The sequence below is a fragment of the Nocardioides bruguierae genome, assembly GCF_023656415.1.
Classification (GTDB): domain Bacteria; phylum Actinomycetota; class Actinomycetes; order Propionibacteriales; family Nocardioidaceae; genus Nocardioides; species Nocardioides bruguierae.
In genome coordinates this window covers 12,451-30,110 of the sequence record NZ_JAMOIL010000030.1, presented here as the reverse complement: position 1 = coordinate 30,110, position 17,660 = coordinate 12,451, and the positions used below count along the sequence as shown (strand labels likewise).

The 17,660-nt window shown below is 74.1% G+C and carries 18 protein-coding genes; 12 read left to right on the top strand and 6 right to left on the bottom strand.

The annotated features are described in order from the left end of the window. Positions 1-6: 6 nt before the first annotated feature. Genes M8330_RS18155 through M8330_RS18145 form a run of 3 tightly spaced genes read right to left on the bottom strand, consistent with a single transcriptional unit; the run spans position 7 to position 1,683 of the window. On the bottom strand, positions 7-324 hold the full coding sequence (locus M8330_RS18155; protein ID WP_250828474.1) for an AzlD domain-containing protein: 318 nt from the start codon (positions 322-324) through the stop codon (positions 7-9). Next, the gene (locus tag M8330_RS18150) at positions 321-1,106 is read right to left on the bottom strand and encodes an AzlC family ABC transporter permease (protein ID WP_250828473.1); all 786 of its coding nucleotides are present in this window, start codon (positions 1,104-1,106) and stop codon (positions 321-323) included. The genes M8330_RS18155 and M8330_RS18150 overlap by 4 nt, the downstream gene beginning before the upstream one ends. A gap of 10 nt (positions 1,107-1,116) precedes the next feature. Next, positions 1,117-1,683 (bottom strand): GNAT family N-acetyltransferase, encoded by a 567-nt coding sequence (locus tag M8330_RS18145; protein WP_250828472.1) that lies wholly within the window; start codon positions 1,681-1,683, stop codon positions 1,117-1,119. Positions 1,684-1,768: 85 nt separating this feature from the next. On the opposite strand from M8330_RS18145, the gene M8330_RS18140 reads away from it, so the two are divergent. Further along, entirely contained in the window at positions 1,769-2,779 is a 1,011-nt protein-coding gene (locus tag M8330_RS18140; RefSeq protein ID WP_250828471.1) for an aldo/keto reductase family protein, read from the top strand. Positions 2,780-2,900: 121 nt separating this feature from the next. On the opposite strand, the gene M8330_RS18135 is transcribed toward M8330_RS18140, so the two are convergent. Beyond that, a complete protein-coding gene (locus M8330_RS18135) occupies positions 2,901-3,491 on the bottom strand; it encodes a DUF3043 domain-containing protein (protein WP_250056496.1) in 591 nt (196 codons plus the stop codon). 210 nt (positions 3,492-3,701) lie between these two features. Here M8330_RS18135 and M8330_RS18130 point away from each other — a divergent pair, with 210 nt between their 5' ends. From M8330_RS18130 to M8330_RS18085, 10 genes are all read left to right on the top strand, one after another. Further along, positions 3,702-4,475 carry a PspA/IM30 family protein gene (locus M8330_RS18130; RefSeq protein WP_250828470.1) on the top strand — a complete coding sequence of 258 codons (774 nt, stop codon included), beginning with the start codon at positions 3,702-3,704 and terminating at the stop codon, positions 4,473-4,475. After that, positions 4,472-4,750 (top strand): PspA-associated protein PspAA, encoded by a 279-nt coding sequence (gene pspAA / locus M8330_RS18125; protein ID WP_250056492.1) that lies wholly within the window; start codon positions 4,472-4,474, stop codon positions 4,748-4,750. Before M8330_RS18130 ends, pspAA begins: the two co-directional genes overlap by 4 nt. 205 nt (positions 4,751-4,955) lie before the next feature. Beyond that, a complete protein-coding gene (gene htpX, locus M8330_RS18120; protein ID WP_250828469.1) occupies positions 4,956-5,882 on the top strand; it encodes a zinc metalloprotease HtpX in 927 nt (308 codons plus the stop codon). A gap of 15 nt (positions 5,883-5,897) precedes the next feature. Continuing rightward, a complete protein-coding gene (gene pspAB, locus M8330_RS18115) occupies positions 5,898-6,476 on the top strand; it encodes a PspA-associated protein PspAB (RefSeq protein WP_250056489.1) in 579 nt (192 codons plus the stop codon). 135 nt (positions 6,477-6,611) lie between these two features. Next, positions 6,612-7,778 carry an efflux RND transporter periplasmic adaptor subunit gene (locus tag M8330_RS18110; protein ID WP_250056487.1) on the top strand — a complete coding sequence of 389 codons (1,167 nt, stop codon included), beginning with the start codon at positions 6,612-6,614 and terminating at the stop codon, positions 7,776-7,778. Further along, positions 7,775-8,509 carry an ABC transporter ATP-binding protein gene (locus M8330_RS18105; RefSeq protein ID WP_308196046.1) on the top strand — a complete coding sequence of 245 codons (735 nt, stop codon included), beginning with the start codon at positions 7,775-7,777 and terminating at the stop codon, positions 8,507-8,509. Before M8330_RS18110 ends, M8330_RS18105 begins: the two co-directional genes overlap by 4 nt. Continuing rightward, on the top strand, positions 8,506-9,735 hold the full coding sequence (locus M8330_RS18100) for an ABC transporter permease (protein ID WP_250828468.1): 1,230 nt from the start codon (positions 8,506-8,508) through the stop codon (positions 9,733-9,735). The genes M8330_RS18105 and M8330_RS18100 overlap by 4 nt, the downstream gene beginning before the upstream one ends. A 5-nt stretch (positions 9,736-9,740) precedes the next feature. Continuing rightward, positions 9,741-10,694, top strand: a complete 954-nt coding sequence (locus M8330_RS18095) for a DUF5666 domain-containing protein (protein ID WP_250828467.1) — start codon at positions 9,741-9,743, stop codon at positions 10,692-10,694. Then, positions 10,694-12,712 (top strand): efflux RND transporter periplasmic adaptor subunit, encoded by a 2,019-nt coding sequence (locus M8330_RS18090; RefSeq protein ID WP_250828466.1) that lies wholly within the window; start codon positions 10,694-10,696, stop codon positions 12,710-12,712. The genes M8330_RS18095 and M8330_RS18090 overlap by 1 nt, the downstream gene beginning before the upstream one ends. 222 nt (positions 12,713-12,934) lie before the next feature. Beyond that, positions 12,935-14,224: a sensor histidine kinase gene (locus M8330_RS18085; RefSeq protein ID WP_250828465.1), complete on the top strand. Its 1,290-nt coding sequence runs from the start codon at positions 12,935-12,937 to the stop codon at positions 14,222-14,224. 76 nt (positions 14,225-14,300) lie between these two features. On the opposite strand, the gene nadA is transcribed toward M8330_RS18085, so the two are convergent. Next, positions 14,301-15,476, bottom strand: a complete 1,176-nt coding sequence (gene nadA / locus M8330_RS18080; RefSeq protein ID WP_250828464.1) for a quinolinate synthase NadA — start codon at positions 15,474-15,476, stop codon at positions 14,301-14,303. 58 nt (positions 15,477-15,534) lie between these two features. Further along, positions 15,535-16,473 carry a GNAT family N-acetyltransferase gene (locus M8330_RS18075; RefSeq protein WP_250828463.1) on the bottom strand — a complete coding sequence of 313 codons (939 nt, stop codon included), beginning with the start codon at positions 16,471-16,473 and terminating at the stop codon, positions 15,535-15,537. A 66-nt stretch (positions 16,474-16,539) separates the two neighbouring features. On the opposite strand from M8330_RS18075, the gene M8330_RS18070 reads away from it, so the two are divergent. Next, on the top strand, positions 16,540-17,625 hold the full coding sequence (locus M8330_RS18070) for a glycerate kinase family protein (protein WP_250828462.1): 1,086 nt from the start codon (positions 16,540-16,542) through the stop codon (positions 17,623-17,625). The last annotated feature ends 35 nt before the right edge of the window (positions 17,626-17,660 follow it).

Sequence of the window (17,660 nt, the reverse complement as noted above, 5' to 3'; positions counted from 1 at the left end):
CGGGCCTCAGGCCAGGCGCAGGAGCGCGGCGGTGGCCGCACCGCCCACGACGACCACCAGGAAGGGCGCGCGGACGAGCAGCAGCAGCGCCGCCGCACCCAGCCCGGCCAGACGTGCGTCGAGGGCGAGCGCGGGGCCCTCGGCGGTGGACGTGGCGGCGGTCTGCACCGCGACGAGGGCTGCCAGGAGGGCGACCGGCAGCAGGGCCGCCACCGCGGCCACCCGCGGACGCGCCAGCCACCGGGCCGGCACGGACAGGCCCAGCACCTTCAGCAGCCAGCAGCCTGCCGCCCCGACCAGGACGGCCGCCCACGCGGCACTCACGACCGGCCCTCGGACCCGAGCGAGGCCGGCCGCACCAGCGCGCCGACGAGCAGCGCCACCCCGCCTGCCGCCAGCACCGGCACGCCCGCGAGCGTGACCGGCACCAGGCCCAGCGCCACCGCGGCGCCCGCGAGCGCCACCAGCCGGGTGGTGGTTGACGTGAGCCGCGGCCAGAGCAGCGCCAGGAACGCCGCGCCCACGGCGGCGTCCAGCCCGAGGGTGCGCGGGTCGGCCCACGGCGAGCCCGCCAGCGCGGTGCCGGCCAGCGCGCCCACCAGGGTGAAGGCGTTCCACAGCACGAGCACGGAGACGCCGGTGACCAGGAAGCCCGTCCGCTCGTGGCCCCGGGAGGCCGGCGCGGTGGCGACGGCCGTCGACTCGTCGATCACCAGGTGCGCGGCAGCCGCCCGGCGCCAGCCCCGGACGCCCAGCAGCGGTGCCAGCCGCAGCCCGTAGAGCGTGTTGCGGGTGCCGAGCAGCAGCGCCGTGGCGGCGGCCGCCACCGCCCCGCCGCCCGCGCCGAGCACGCCCACCAGGGCGAACTGCGAGGCGCCGGTGAACATCAGCAGCGACAGCAGGCAGGTCTGGAGGACGCTCAGCCCGCTGGTCACCGCCACCGCCCCGAACGAGACACCGTAGGTGCCGGTCGCCAGGCCCACGGCCAGACCGGCCCGGACGACGGCCCGCCGCTCGTCCCGGTTCGCTCCCCGGTTTCCGTCCCGGTGCCCGTCGTGGTGCTCGTCGTGGTGCTCGTCGTGGTGCTCGTGGCCGGGAGCGCTCACCGGCCGGTGCTCACGCGGTGGCCTCGACGAGCGAGGTGTGCAGCCGCACCTGCTTGAGCGAGGTGCCGGGGCCGGCCGGCTCCAGCTCGCGGTGCGCGCCGTCGGCCTCCCAGCCGGTGCCGACCAGGAACGCACGCGTGGCGTCGTCGCGGGCATCGACCCAGTGCACGGCCCGGGCGAACCGGTCGGCGCGCAGGGTGTCGACCGCGGCCTGGAGCAGGCGGGAGCCGTGGCCGGCGCCCCGGTCGTCCGCGGCGACCACCAGCTCGACCAGCTCGCCGTCGCGCACCGGGTCGCAGTCGGGGTCGGTGGCGGGCGTGGTCACGGCCAGCCCGACGGGCCGGTTGCGCTCCAGCGCCACGAGCGTGCGCTGGCGGGCGTCCGCGGGGCGGGCCAGCGACGCCGCCCAGGTCTCGGTCGCCGCGGCGTCCGCCTCGGGCCCCGAGGGCAGCGCCTCGGGCGGGAGGACGCCGGCGAAGCGCTCCGGCCAGGCGCGCAGCTGGAGCCGCGCCAGGGCGGGGGCGTCGTCGGCCCATGCCAGCCGGACGGAGACGTCGGCGGTGGGGGAGGAGACCATGGCGTGCATCCTGCCAGCCGGCCCGGGAGGCGTCGCATCCACCGGGTGGCCCGGGTCACTCCGGCGCCGGGCTAACGTCGCGGGCATGGAGTACCGCAACCTCGGCGCGAGCGGGCTGAAGATCTCGGCCATCGCGTACGGCAACTGGCTCACCCACGGTTCCCAGGTCGAGGAGGAGGCCGCCACCGCGTGCGTGCGGCAGGCCCTCGACGAGGGGATCACCACCTTCGACACCGCCGACGTCTACGCGAACACGGCCGCCGAGAGCGTCCTGGGGCGCGCCCTCAAGGGCGAGCGTCGCGAGGGCCTGGAGATCTTCACCAAGGTCTACTGGCCCACGGGGCCCGGCAAGCACAACGACTCCGGCCTCTCCCGCAAGCACGTGCGCGAGTCGATCGACGCCTCGCTGCGCCGCCTGGGCACCGACTACGTCGACCTCTACCAGGCCCACCGCTTCGACGACTCCACGCCGCTGGAGGAGACGATGCTGGCCTTCGCCGACGTCGTCCGCGCGGGCAAGGCCCTCTACATCGGCGTCTCGGAGTGGACCGCCGAGCAGATCCGCGCCGGCGCCGCGCTGGCCCGCGACCTGCAGGTGCCGCTGGTCTCCAACCAGCCGCAGTACTCGATGCTGTGGCGGGTCATCGAGGACGAGGTGGTGCCCGCGAGCCTCGAGGCGGGGATGGGCCAGGTCGTCTGGTCGCCCATCGCCCAGGGCGTGCTCACCGGCAAGTACCGGCCGGGGGAGGACTACCCGGCGGGCTCGCGCGCCACCGACGCCAAGGGCGGGGCCGACATGGTCTCGCGCTGGCTGCGCGACGACGTCCTCGAGCGCGTCCAGCGTCTTCGTCCGCTGGCCGAGCAGGCCGACCTGACGATGGCGCAGCTCGCCGTGGCCTGGGTCCTGCAGAACCAGGCGGTCTCGGCCGCGATCATCGGCGCCAGCCGGCCCGAGCAGGTCACCGACAACGTGAAGGCGGCCGGCGTCCGGCTGGACGCCGACCTGATGGCCGCGATCGACGACGTGCTCGACCCGGTCGTCACGCGGGACCCGTCGCTGACCTCGTCCCCGCACCGCGACGACCTGATCTCCTGACCCGACCCGACCCGTCACTGGCACGCAGCACGCACGAGCACGACGGCCCGCCCCGAGGCATCGGGGCGGGCCGTCGTGGCCGTCGTGGGCCCGGGCTGCGACCGGCGGGTGCCGGTGGAGCTCAGCGGTAGGTGTCGGGCAGGGGCTGCCCGAGCTTGACCTGCGGCTTGGGCAGCCGCAGGAAGCGCACCTGCATCGCGCGGGTCACCGCGTACCAGGTGGCGCCACGGAGCACGCCGGCGTCGCCGGGGAAGCGGGTGGTGAGCTGCTTGCGGAGGCGGAAGCGCATCAGCACCATGTCGAGGACGCCGACGAGCAGCGAGACCATCACCAGGGTGTTGGCGAACAGCACCAGGTTGCTGACGCCCGAGTAGGTCAGCACGATCGAGACGACCAGCAGCGGCAGCAGGATCTCCACCACGGAGAACCGGGCGTCGATGTAGTCGCGGATGAAGCGCCGCGAGGGGCCCTTGTCCTTGGCGGGCAGGTAGCGCTCGTCGCCGGTGCGCATCGCCTCGCGCATCTTGGACTGGCTCTCGGCGCGGGCGGCGCGGGCGGCCTTCTTGTCACCCGGCGCGGTGGCGCCCATGGCGCGGGCACGCGAGGCGGCCTGGGCGTCCTTGCGGCTGGGCGTCGGACGCCCCTTGCCGCCGGGCTTCACCTCGGCCTCGGTCGCCGGGGTCTCGGTCTCGGACTTGCTGCGGCCAAACACGCGGCGCCTTCTCTCTTCCTCACGCGCGTCCCTGCGCGCCTCCTGCGGGGTCACCAGCCTACGGGGAAGCGGGAGGAGGACGCGACGCGGCGTGGTCCGGTCCCCTCGCCGCGGTTGCCGGTGAGCCGTAGGGTGGGCATGACGGCGTCCGCCCGGCGGTCGGCCGTCCCCGTCGAGGTCCGAGCAGAGCACGAGAGGCAGCCCACCCCCATGAGTCTGTGGAAGCGCATGACCCTGATCTTCCGGTCGAAGGCCAACAAGGCCCTCGACCGCGCCGAGGACCCGAGGGAGACGCTGGACTACAGCTACCAGCGCCAGCTGGAGCTGCTGAGCAAGGTCCGTCGGGGCGTCGCGGACGTCGCGACCAGCCGCAAGCGGGTCGAGCTCCAGCTCAACCAGCTCCAGCAGCAGGCCCAGAAGCTCACCGAGCAGGCGCAGAAGGCGATCGCCGTCGACCGTGAGGACCTCGCCCGCGAGGCCCTGACCCGCAAGTCCGGCCTCGCCCAGCAGATCGCCGACCTCCAGGCCCAGCACGCCCAGCTGCAGGGGGAGGAGGAGAAGCTCACCCTGGCCCAGCAGCGGCTCCAGGCCAAGGTCGAGTCCTTCCGCACCCGCAAGGAGACGATCAAGGCCACCTACACCGCCGCCGAGGCCCAGACGAAGATCGGCGAGGCCATGTCCGGCATCTCCGAGGAGATGGGCGACGTCGGCCTCGCGATCCAGCGCGCGGAGGACAAGACGGCGAACATGCAGGCCCGGGCCGGCGCGATCGACGAGCTCATCGCCTCCGGCGCCCTGGACGACGCCAGCTCGCTGAACGCCGGTGACGACATCGGCCGCGAGCTCGCGGCGCTCTCCAGCAACGCCGACGTGGAGGCCGAGCTGGCCGCGCTCAAGGGCGGCTCCACCGCGCCCGACGCGATCGAGTCCTCCTCCGGGGCCATCCTCTCCGAGGAGCCCCAGGCGCAGAAGGACCAGGCATGATCGTCCGCATCCTCGGCGAGGGCCAGTTCGACGTCGACGACGCCTCGCTCGACCGGCTCAACGAGCTGGACTCGGCCGTCGAGGCCGCTGTCGGTGCCGGTGACCACGAGGCGTTCGCCGCCGCGCTCACCGCGCTGCTCGACGCCGTGCGGGCCGAGGGAGCCGTGCACGACGTCGACTCCCTGGACTCCTCCGACCTCATCCTCCCGCCGGCCGACGCCGGGCTGGAGGAGGTCCGCGACATGCTCGCCGAGGACGGCCTCATCCCCGGCTGAGCAGTCGCACCCGACGCACCGCGCCGCCCCGTCCACCCCTGCGGTGGGCGGGGCGGCGTCGCGTCCTGGCCCTGCTCGCGACCAGGGTGTGCGTCGCCACCCTTCCGGGCGCAGCGGAGGTCGCTGAGCACCGGCGCTCCGGGGGCGGCGCGGACCAGGGCGATCCCCGAGGCGGGCTGCTTGGCCGATCGGGGAGGATGGAGCCATGGCACGCACCCGCTTCGTCGGCGACTCCGGCCTCACGGTCCGGATGACGACCGTGATGTTCCTGCTCGGCGCCCTCTTCGTCGGTTTCATCGCGATCCTCATGGCGATCGCCGGGAGCTACGGCGGCTACGGCTTCGCGGTGATCGTCGGCCTCATCGGCATCGGCATCGCGGTCTACCAGTGGTGGAGCAGCGACACCGTGGCGATGCGGGCCATGGGCGCCCGCGAGGTCTCCCCGCAGCAGGCCCCCGAGCTGCACGGCATGATCGACCGGCTCTGCGCCATGGCGGACATGCCCAAGCCCCGGGTCGGCATCGCCGACACGGCCGTCCCGAACGCCTTCGCCACCGGCCGCTCGCCCGAGCGGGCCGTCGTGGTCGTGACCACCGGCATCCTGCGCACCCTCACCGCCGAGGAGCTCGAGGGCGTGCTGGCCCACGAGCTCTCGCACGTGGCCCACCGCGACGTGCTGGTGATGACGGTGGCCAGCTCGGCCGGCATCGTCGCCTCGATGGTCACGCAGGGCGCGCAGTACGGCGCGATCTTCGGCGGCAACCGCCGCGACAACAACAACGGCCTGCCCATCTGGCTGGTGATGCTGGTGGTCAGCCTCATCACCTACGCGGTGAGCTTCCTGCTGCTCAAGCTGCTCTCGCGCTACCGCGAGCTCTCCGCCGACCGCGCCGGCGCGTACCTCACGATGAAGCCCCAGGCGCTGGCCTCGGCGCTGCAGAAGATCACCGGCTCGATGAACGCCATCCCGGACACCGACCTGCGTGCCAGCCAGAAGATGAACGCCTTCTTCATCGCCCCCGCGATCCGCGGCGTCTCGCTGCGCACCCTGACCTCGACCCACCCCACGCTCGAGCAGCGGCTGGAGCAGCTGGCGACGATCGAGGCCGAGCTCGGCCGGCCCACGGCCTGAGCGGGGGGGAGCGGGATGGGTTTCCTCGACGCGATCCTCGGGCGCACCAAGCCCAAGCAGGCCAACCTCGACGCGCTGTTCGCGGTGCCGTCCTCGGCGATCACGCTGGCCGCCGAGGCCGGGCTGCACCCCACCGGGCTCGGGGCGGTCTGCTACCGCGCCGCCGGCGGCGGGGCGTTCGCGCAGGTGCAGCAGGAGATCCTCGACCTGCTGACGGGCACGGCCGACGCCCCCGACGTCCGGCTGAGCACCGACGAGTTCGGGTTCACCTGGCTCGTCGTCGACGACGACCCGGACGACCTCACCGGCCTCGTCACCGACCTGCACGCCGTCAACACGACGCTGGAGGCGCACGGGTTCGGGCCCGGCCTGCTGTGCTCCCTGATCCCCTTCGCGGACGCCTCGGGCCGCCGCTTCGGTCTCGTCTACCTGTACAAGCAGGGCACCTTCTACCCCTTCGCCCCGCAGCCGGGCGCCGGCAAGCAGCGCGACAACCTCCTGGAGCTGCGGGCCCGCGACATGCTCGCGGCCGACCTGCCGGTGGAGAAGGACACCGGTCGCTGGCTGGCCCTCTGGGGCGCTCCCGGCGTCTGAGAGCTGGCTCACCCACGACTGTCGGGCACCACAGCGTCTCGACAGGGACGTGCCACAGCCGCCACAGACCGCCCCTCCACCCTTCTCGACGAGCTCCCCCACCCCCCGGGGTGAGCAGACTCGAGAGGAACACCGTTGCGTCTACGCCTGCCCCGACGACCCAAGATCCTGGTCGCCGCCGGAGTGGTGCTGCTCCTGGTCGTCGCTGGAGGTGTCGGCGCCTGGCTGCTGACCCGCGACACCGAGGCCGCAGCCACCACCAGCACCGCCACCGTCTCCACCCAGACGATCTCGGAGACGGTGAGCTCCGACGGCACCGTCGCGGCCGCCCGCAGCCGCAGCCTGTCCTTCTCCGTGTCCGGCACCGTCACCAAGGTGACCGTGGACGCCGGTGACACCGTGAAGAAGGGCCAGGTCCTCGCGGTCGTGGACGACGACTCCCTGGTCGCGGCCCGCAAGGCCGCCCAGGCGCAGCTCACCGCGGCCCAGGCCCAGCTCTCCGAGGACGTCGACGCCGACGCCGACGACATCCAGCTCGCCAGCGACCGGGCCACCGTCGTGACCGCACGGGCGTCGCTGGCCGACGCCCGCACGGCGGTCTCCGAGGCCGTCCTGCGCGCCACGATCTCCGGCACCGTCACCTCCGTCGGCATCAGCAAGGGCGACGTGGTCGGCTCCTCCAGCAGCAGCGGCGGCACCGATGCCTCGGGCAGCTCGTCCTCGAGCAGCTCCGGGGGCACGATCGACCTGGTCTCGACCGGTCGCTTCGTGGTCGACGGCACGGTGGCCGCCACCGACGCGGACTCGGTGACCACCGGCCTCCAGGTCGAGATCACCGTCTCCGGCGTGGACGACACCGTCTACGGCACCGTCTCCGAGATCGGCCTCGTCGCCGAGACCGACGACTCCGGCGCCGCGGTGTTCCCCGTGACCGTGCAGGTCACCGGCACCCGCGACGACGTCTACGCCGGCACCTCGGCCACGATGGAGATCATCGTCAGCCAGCGCACCGACGTGCTGACCGTGGACTCCACCGCCCTCACCACCGAGGGCGACGCCACCTACGTCACCGTGCTGGTCGACGGTGTCGAGGAGCAGCGCGAGGTCACCGTGGGCGAGACCTACGGCCGCAGCACCGAGATCACCGACGGCCTCTCCGAGGGCGACGAGGTGGTCGTGCAGGGCTTCACCGCCCCCACGGGCAGCGGCGACGACTCCGGCCAGCAGGGCCAGATGCCCGACATGAGCGGCGGCGGCATGCCCGACATGAGTGGCGGTCAGATGCCCGGGGGCCAGGGGTGAGCCCGGCCGCGCAGCAGCGCCACCGCAGCACCGGGGGCGAGCCGATCATCGAGCTCTCCGGCATCCGCAAGACCTACACCTCCGGCACCATCACGTTCGAGGCCCTGCGCGGCGTCGACTCCGTGGTCCGCGAGGGCGAGTACGTCGCCGTCATCGGGCCCTCGGGCTCCGGCAAGTCCACGCTGATGAACATCCTCGGCTGCCTCGACAACCCGACCGAGGGCTCCTACGTGCTGGCCGGCGACGACGTCGCCAGCATGACCGAGACGCAGCTGGCCGAGGTCCGCAACAAGCGGATCGGCTTCGTCTTCCAGCAGTTCCACCTGCTGGCCTCCCAGTCGGCCTGGCGCAACGTCGAGCTGCCGCTGGTCTACGCCGGCGTGCCGAAGGCCGAGCGCAAGGAGCGGGCGATCGCCGCGCTGACCAAGGTCGGCCTGGGGGAGCGCGTGGAGAACAAGCCCGGCGAGCTCTCGGGCGGCCAGCAGCAGCGCGTGGCCGTGGCCCGCGCGCTGGTCACCGAGCCGGCGATGATCCTGGCCGACGAGCCGACCGGCAACCTGGACTCGCGCTCGACCGCCGACGTCCTGGGCCTCCTCGACGACCTGCACCGCTCGGGCCGCACCATCGTCCTCATCACCCACGAGGACGAGGTGGCCGCCCGCGCCGAGCGGAACCTGGTGATCCGCGACGGCCTCATCGTGGCCGACACCCCGGTGGGGGTGCCCGCGTGAACACCGCCGAGACCCTGCGCACCGCCCTCGAGGCGGTCCGCTCCCACCGGATGCGCTCGATCCTGACGATGCTGGGCATCGTCATCGGCATCGCCTCGGTGATCCTCACCGTGGGCTTCGGCCAGGGCGCCCGCGCCCAGGTGCAGGAGCAGATCAGCGCCCTGGGCTCCAACCTGCTCATCATCTCGCCGGGCTCCAGCACGGACGACTCGGGCAGCCGCGGCGGCTTCGGCTCCGCGACGACCCTCACGCTGGAGGACGCGGACGCCATCGCCGACTCCGACGTCGTGCCCGACGCGGACGCGGTCGCTCCCACCACCTCCACCAGCACCTCGCTGGTGGCCGGCGAGACCAACTGGACGACCTCGGTCGTCGGCACCACCACGTCCTGGCTCGACGTGCGCACCCGCACCCTGGCGTCCGGGCGCTTCTTCACCCAGGCCGAGGCCGACTCCGGCGCCGACGTCGTGGTGCTCGGTCCGGACACGGCCAGCGAGCTGTTCAGCGGCACCAGCCCGGTGGGGGAGGAGGTCACCGTCGGGGGCCGGACGCTCACCGTCATCGGCGTGCTGGAGTCCTCCGGCTCGTCCTCGTCGGGCACCAGCGAGGACGACGTGGCCGTCGTGCCCGTCAGCACCGCGCTGGCGCTGACCGGCTCCACCTCGACGTCCGTGTCGACCATCTACGTCGAGGCCGCGAGCGCCGACCTGCTCAGCGCCGCCTACCAGGAGATCGACGCGCTGCTGACGACCCGGCACGGCATCGAGTCCGGCGACGACGCCGACTACTCGATCTCCACGCAGGACTCGCTGGTGGAGACCGCCAGCTCGACCAACGAGACGCTGTCGGTGCTGCTCACCGGGGTCGCGGCGATCTCCCTGCTGGTCGGCGGCATCGGCGTCATGAACATCATGCTCGTCTCGGTCACGGAGCGGATCCGCGAGATCGGCCTGCGCAAGGCGCTGGGCGCCACGCCGTCCGCGATCGGCAAGCAGTTCCTGGCCGAGGCCTCGATCCTCGGCCTGGCCGGCGGCCTGCTCGGCATCGCCATCGGCGTGGTCGGGTCCTGGGTGCTCCCGGCGATCATCGACCAGCCCGTGACGCTCTCCCTCGCCGCCACCGCGGGCGCCCTCGGCGTCTCGCTGGCCCTCGGCGTCGGCTTCGGCGTCTACCCCGCCACCCGCGCGGCTCGGCTCACGCCCATCGACGCCCTGCGCAGCGAGTGACGCCGATGAGCCGCCCCTCCCGCGTCCGCGCCGGCGCCCCTGTCCCCACCTCCCTCACCTCCAGCAGCACCGTCATCGGAGAGGACCCCATGACCAGCACCACCACCCCCCGCCCGACCCGCACCCGCCTGCGCGGCCTGGCCGCCCTGGCCTGCGTCTCCGCCCTCGGCCTCGGCCTGTCCGCCTGCGGCTCCGACGACGCCACCGCCACGGACGACGCCTCGGCGAGCAGCTCCGCGAGCGCGGACGCCGGCGGCGCACCGGCCGGCGGGGCAGGCTCCGCCCCGGGCACCTCGGGCCTGGTCGCCGCCGTCAGCGGCACGACCATGCAGGTGCAGGGCAGCGACGGCCAGACGGCGGTCACCTGGACCGGCTCCACCACGTTCACGACCACCGAGGACGGGTCGCTCTCCGACCTGGCCGAGGGGCAGTGCGTGCGGGTCTCCGGCGACTCGGACGACTCCGGCGACGACTCCAGCACCGTGGCGGCGTCCTCGGTGACCGTCACCTCCACCGACGGCGACTGCACCGCCGGCTTCGGTGGCGGCGGCGCCCCCGGCGGCTCCGGCGACGCGCCCACGGACATGCCCACCGACATGCCCACCGACATGCAGATGCCGTCCGAGGGTGCCTCCGGGATGCCCACCGACATGCCCACCGACGGGGGCGGCATGGGTGGCGGCACGGGCGGCGGGTCGACCGGCGAGGTCACCGCGGTCTCCGACTCCGGCTTCACCCTCGAGGTCTCCTCGATGGACGGCAGCACCAGCGAGGTGACCGTCACCGTCTCCTCCGACACCACCTACACGCTCACCGTCGACGGCAGCGCGGACGACGTCGCGGTCGGCGTGTGCGTCAGCGCGCAGGGCGAGTCCGACGACACCGGGGCCGTGACCGCGGACTCGGTGGCGATCACCGAGGCCGTCGACGGCGAGTGCGCCACCGGACGGGGCATGTGATGGCCACCCGCCTACGTCTTCCGCGGCTGCTGCAGCCGCGCCTGCACCGCGCGGCCGTCGCCGGCACCGCCCTGGCGCTGGTGCTCGGGGGCGGAGCCTGGGCCGCCTACGGCGCCGACTCCGACACCTCCGGCCACTACCGGACCGCCACCGCGGAGACCGGCACGGTCGCGCAGACGCTGGACCTGACCGGCACGCTCGAGCCCGCGGGCAGGTCCGACCTCTCCTTCGCCACCAGCGGCACCGTCGCGTCGGTGAGCGTCGGGGTGGGGGACACGGTGAAGGCCGGCCAGGTGCTCGCCACCCTCGAGACACGCACCCTGCGCAACGCGGTGCGCACGGCCCGGGCCGCGCTGGCCCAGGCCCGCGCGCAGCTGGCCTCGGACAAGAGCGGCCAGGCGTCGACCGTGAGCAGTGCGGTGACGGCGGCGTCCGGCTCGAGCAGCTCGACCAGCAGCACCGGCACCGCCTCGCTGTCCTCGGCCCGCACCACGCCGGGCTCCGAGGACGCGTCCGGCGGCGTCGTCCTCGTGGCGAAGGTGACCACGGACGACGACAGCCTCTCCGACCTCCAGGACGAGCTGGACGCCGCGCTCGCGGAGCTCGCCGACGAGCAGGACGCCGTCATCAGCGCCCAGCAGACCGCGACCGACGCGATCGCCACCGCCACCGACGCGCTGGCCACGCAGCAGAGCGTGTGCGCCGACGCGATCTCCGGCGACACGGGTGCCGACGACTCCGGCTCGGGCGACACGGGTTCGGGCGACACGGGTTCGGGTGACGGCAGCGGGGACACGTCGGACACCGACGACGCGACGGCCGCCTGCTCGGACGCCCTGGCCGACGTCGCGACCGCCCAGGCGGCCGTGGCCGACGCGCAGGACGAGCTGCAGACCGCGCTGACGACGCTCTCGGACACGCTCACCGACGCGGTGACCACGCTCACCGACGCCGCCGACGCGCTGGACGACGAGGCCTCCGACGACGCGGGCTCCGACGACTCGGGCAGCACCGGGTCCGGGAGCACCGGCTCGGGCAGCACCGGCTCGGGCAGCACCGGCTCCGGCACGCCGGACGACGGCAGCGGCGCGGCCGGTGACGACACCGGCGGCGCGGACATGGGCGGCACCGACACGGGCGGCACCGACATGGGTGGCACCGACACGAGCGGTACCGACATGAGCGGTACCGACACGGGGTCCACCGACACCGGGACGTCCGACTCGAGCGCCACGGACGGCACGGACACCACGGACAGCTCCTCGTCGTCCACCACCGCGTCGGCCGCCACGCTCGCCCAGGACGTGGCGAGCATCGCCGAGGCGCGGGTCGACCTGATCGACGCCCGCTCCGCGCTGGCCCAGGCCACGGTGACGGCCCCGTTCTCCGGCACCGTCGTCGCGGTCGACACCGCGAAGGGCGACTCGGTCTCGTCGGGCACCACCGTGATCACCGTCGTCGCCGACGCGGTCACGACGCTGACGGTCGATGCCGACACCGACGACGTCGAGCAGCTGAGCACGGGGCTGAGCGCCACGGTCACCCCCGTGGGCTCGCAGAAGTCCTACCGGGCCACCGTCACGCAGGTCTCCACCGACCCGACCACGGACGGCACCTACCCGGTCACGCTCACGTTGAAGGGACGGAACCTGGGGCTGGCCACCGACCTGGCGGCCTCGGCCGAGGTCGTGCTCGCCGAGTCCGACGACGTCGTCACCGTGCCCGCCTCGGCGGTGAGCGGGAGCAGCGTGACCGTGCTGGTCGACGGCGAGGCGACCAGCGAGCGGGTGACCACCGGCGTGGTCGGGGCTCGCAGGGTCGAGATCACCGACGGCCTCGACGCCGGCGACGTCGTCGTCCTGGCGGACCTGGACGAGGCCCTGCCGACGACCGACGAGAGCGACACGAGCAGCACCACCGGCTTCGGCCAGGGAGCCGGCGGCGGGGACTTCTCCCCGCCCTCCGGCGGCCAGGCACCCTCCGGCAGCGGCGGCGGCACGGGTGGCCCGCCGAGCTGACGGACGCCTGCACGACCGGTCCGGTGTGCTCCACCGGACCGGTCGAGCGTGGGACCTGCCCGCACGCTCCTCCGATCGGTCGGATCTCGGGTCCCCCCGGGGTGATATCTGCCCCGATGCGCCGCGCGCCGGCGGTCGGGGCCGTACCGTGGTCCCCGACGTCGCCGCGACCGTGCGCGAGACGTCCTCGCCGTCGCAGCAGGAGCAGGAGAACACGTGTCCGTGACCGCCGATCGTGACGTCACCTCGCAGCATGCCGGTGACCTCGTCGTAGGCAGGAACGAGCCCGGTCCGACCGACCGGAGCCTCGAGGACGACGCCCGCCGGGCTGCGGTGATCGAGCGGTACCACGTGCTCCTCCAGCCGCCGCGCTCCGACCTCCAGGCACTGGTCGACATCGCCGCCCAGGTGGCCGACGTCCCGCTCGCGACCATCAACCTGATCACGGACACCGAGCAGCACCAGATCGCCGTGACCGGCTTCGACGCCGCGGTCTGCTCCCGCGAGGACTCGATGTGCGCCGGCGTCCTGCACGAGCCCGAGCCCGTCATCGTCGCGGACGCCTCCCAGGACCCGCGCTTCGCCGACAACCCGTTCGTCAACGGCGAGATCGGCGACGTCCGCTTCTACGCGACCCACCAGCTGCGCACGCCCGAGGGCGTCACGATCGGCACGCTCTGCGTCTTCGACACCGTGGCACGCAGCCTCACCGACGAGCAGGAGCACTCGCTGGTCCGCCTGGCCGACCGGGTCGTCGACGTGCTCGAGCTGGAGCTGCGCTCCCGCGAGCTGCAGCGCTCGGTCTCCGCGCTCGAGCAGGCCCGCGCGGAGCTGGAACGCTCGAACGAGCAGCTCACCGCGTTCGCGGGCCAGGTGGCCCACGACCTGCGCAACCCGCTCAGCGCCATCGTGATGTCCCTCGACCTCGTCGACGAGCAGATCCGCGAGGAGGTCGCCGACCCCGTGACCGCCGCCGGGCTCACCTTCGTGATGGGACGCGCCGTGAACGGTGCCGGACGCATGCAGGTGCTCATCGAGGACCTCCTCGCCTACGCGCGCCTGGGCGGCGACCTGCGACGGACCACCGTGGACCTCGACTCGGTGCTCCAGGAGGTGCTGGCCGACCTCGCCTCGGCGCTGGCCGACGCAGACGTGCACGCGGAGGTGCTGCCGGTGGTGCACGGCGACCGCTCCCAGCTGCGCGCCGTGCTCCAGAACCTCCTGGCCAACTCGGCCAAGTTCCACGCCGCGGGGGAGCGGGCGCGCATCGAGGTGCGCTCGGAGTCCCTGGGCGACCTGGTGCGCATCGAGGTCGTCGACCACGGCCTCGGCGTCCCCGAGGAGGACCGCTCTCGGGTCTTCGAGCCCCTCGCGCGGGCGCACGAGGACGTCGCCGGGTCCGGCATCGGGCTGGCGACCGTGCGGCGGATCGTCGACGCGCACCGCGGCAGCATCGGCATCACCGAGACCCCCGGTGGCGGTACCACCGTGTGGGTCGAGTTGCCCGTCTGACCAGGTCTCCGGAAGCAAGCGGGCCCGACCCCTCCGAGGAGGGGCCGGGCCCGATTGCTCGGGGTCGGACGGTGCGTCAGCCGCGGACGGCGCCGGTGCCGGGCAGGGCCAGCATCCGGTCCAGCGCGACCTTGGCCTCGGCCTCGGTCCTGTCGTCGACCTCGATGCGGTTGACCACGACGCCGTCGACCAGCGACTCCAGCGCCCACACGAGGTGCGGCAGGTCGATGCGGTTCATCGTGGAGCAGTAGCAGACGTTGCGGTCCAGGAAGCTGATGCTGAGGTCCGGCCGGGAGTCGGCCAGGCGCTTGACCAGGTTCAGCTCGGTGCCGATCGCCCAGTGGGTGCCGGGCTCGGCGTCCTCGATGACCTTGATGATGAACTCGGTCGAGCCGACCATGTCGGCGCGGGTCACGACCTCGTGCTTGCACTCGGGGTGGACGATGACCTTGAGGTCGGGGTCCTTCGCGCGCAGCTCGTCGAGGACGTCCTCGGAGAACCGGCCGTGGACGGAGCAGTGGCCCTGCCACAGGATCATCCGGGCGCCGTCGATCTGCTCCTGGGTCAGCCCGCCGTTCGGGCGGTGCGGGTTCCACACCACGCACTCGTCGAGGGAGTAGCCCAGCTGGAGCACCGCGGTGTTGCGGCCGAGGTGCTGGTCGGGCAGGAACAGGACCTTGGCGTCGTCCTTCTGGTCGAAGGCCCACCGCAGGGCGGTCTCCGCATTCGAGGAGGTGCACACGACGCCGCCGTTGCGGCCGCAGAACGCCTTGATGTCGGCGGAGGAGTTCATGTACGTCACCGGGACGACGTGCTCGGCGACGCCGGCCGCCGACAGGGCGTCCCACGCGGCCTCGACCTGGCTCAGCGCGGCCATGTCGGCCATGGAGCAGCCGGCCGCGAGGTCGGGGAGGACGACCTGCTGGGCGTCGGTGGTGAGGATGTCGGCGGACTCGGCCATGAAGTGCACGCCGCAGAACACGATGTACTCCGCGTCCGGGCGGGCGGCGGCGTCCTTGGCGAGCTTGAAGGAGTCGCCGGTGACGTCGGCGAACTGGATGACCTCGTCGCGCTGGTAGTGGTGGCCGAGCACGAACACGCGCTCGCCCAGCTTCTCCTTGGCGGCGCGGGCGCGTTCGACGAGGGAGGGGTCGGAGGCCGGCGGGAGGTCGCCCGGGCACTCGACGCCCCGCTCGGTGTCGGGGTCGGTGCCCCGGCCGAGCGGGAGCAGCGGGAGGTCGACGGTCGTCATGCGTCGATGGTAGGCGTCGTCTCCCTGACGCCGTCACCCCGACTCGGCTGGCGACCACTCACAGCAGGGCGCCGTGGTGGAGGTACGTCGTGGGCGCGTCCATGCCCCGGGTGCCCAGCCACCCGTCGTGCCGCAGGGTGAGCCGGGCGGTGAGCGCGACGTCGACGGCCCAGTCGTTCGCGCCGCTGACGTGGCCGACCTCCACGTCGGCGCCGGGCTCGGTGCGGGCCAGGCACTCCCACAGCAGGCGGCGCGCCGTCCCTTCGTCCCTGGCCGCCACCAGCGCGGGGCCGGACGCCGCCGCGTACGCGTACCCGTCGCCGGCCGCGTCCACGACCAGGGCACCCTGCGCAGCGAGCGCCACGTGGTCGGGCCCGTGCCCGGCACCGCGTCGCTCCCGGTCGAGGGTGTCCAGGAGGTCGCGGTCGGCCTCGGTGCCCTCACGCAGGCCGGTCACCGCGGGCAGCGCCGAGCGGTCGAGGACGCCCGAGAGCAGCCGCTGCCCGTGCAGCCGGAACCCCGCGCCCCAGTACCGGCGCAGGGCGCGGGGGTCGTCGGAGGCCGACAGCATCGCGCGGTCGCAGCCGGCGGCCCGCCCGGACTGCTCCGCGGCGGCGAGCAGCCGAGACCCCAGGCCGAGCCCCTGCGCCCCCGGGAGCACCGCGAAGGTGGCCAGCACCCACAGTCGCTCGCGGACCATCGAGGTCGCGAAGCCGATCACCGCGCCGGCGTCCGGCCCCTCGAGGGTCTCGGCGACGACGCAGCCCTGCGGGTCGGTGTCGAGGAAGGAGCGGGTCCGGGCGATCCAGCGCTCGGAGCGCTCCGCGGGACGCGGTGTGGGGTCCGGGGCCCCGCGCGGCACCGTCAGCAGGTCGGCGGCCAGGAACGCCTCGTCGCTGATGCGCTCGGCCACCGGCACGTCGGAGGGCGCCATGGGGCGGATCAGGACGGGCGGCGAGGAGGGGCCGGGCGAGGAGGGGTCGGGCGAGACGGTCACCGCCTCACCGTAGGGCCGGGCGCGGCCACCGCGTCCGCGCCGTGCCCGGTGGGGGAGCATGGGCCCATGCGCGTCCTCGTGGCACCCGACAAGTTCGCCGGCACCCTCACCGCGGTGGAGGCCGCCGAGGCGATCGCCACCGGCTGGCGCCGCCGCGCGCCTGAGGACGTGCTCGACCTGGCGCCGCTCTCCGACGGCGGGCCCGGCTTCGTCGACGTCCTGCACGCGGCCCTGGGCGGCGACCTGCTCGCCGTCACCGTCCCCGGGCCGCACGGCGCCCCCACGCCGGCCACCGTGCTGCTGGTCGAGGGCGCCGCGTACGTCGAGAGCGCCCAGGCGTGCGGCCTGCACCTCACCGGGCGCCAGGGCGCCGAAGCGGCCGGCACCGCCGGGGTCGGGCACCTGCTGCGGGCGGCGGTGGCGGCGGGCGCCCGCAGGATCGTGGTCGGCCTCGGCGGCAGCGGCACCAACGACGGCGGTGCGGGGCTGCTCTCCGCGCTCGGTGCGAGCGCCGACGTCCGCCTGGACGCGGGGCCCCTGCCCCTCGTCGACGTGACCCATGTCGACCTCGCTCCCGCCCGCGCCCTGCTGGACGGGGTCGAGCTGGTCGCCGCCAGCGACGTCGACGCCACGCTCACCGGCCTGTTCGGGGCCACCCGCACCTTCGGGCCGCAGAAGGGCATCGCCGAGGAGCGGCTCCCCGTGCTCGACGCGCTGCTCGAGCAGCTGGCCGTCGCCGTCGACCGGCGCCTCGCGCTGGAGAAGGGCGCCGGCGCCGCGGGCGGGCTCGGGTTCGCGCTCCTGGCCCTCGGCGCCCGCCGCGAGCCCGGCATCGGGCTCGTGGCGGACGCGGTGGGCCTGGCCGCGCGCGCCGCCGCCGCCGACCTCGTGCTGACCGGCGAGGGCGCCTTCGACTTCTCCTCCCGCACGGGCAAGGTGCCCGCAGGCGTGGCCGAGGTGGCCGCCGCCGCGCTGCGGCCTTGCGTCGCGCTGGCCGGCCGGGTCGACGTGGGGGCCCGCGAGATGCGGGCCCTGGGCGTGGAGTCGGCCTACGGCATGGTCGACGTGGTGGGGGAGAAGCGCTCCTTCGCCGACCCGGCGGGCTCGCTGGCCGACCTCGCCGAGCGGGTGGCGCGGTCCTGGTCGTCCTGAGGCCGGCGACGCTGACGGGAATAGCCGGGCGTGAC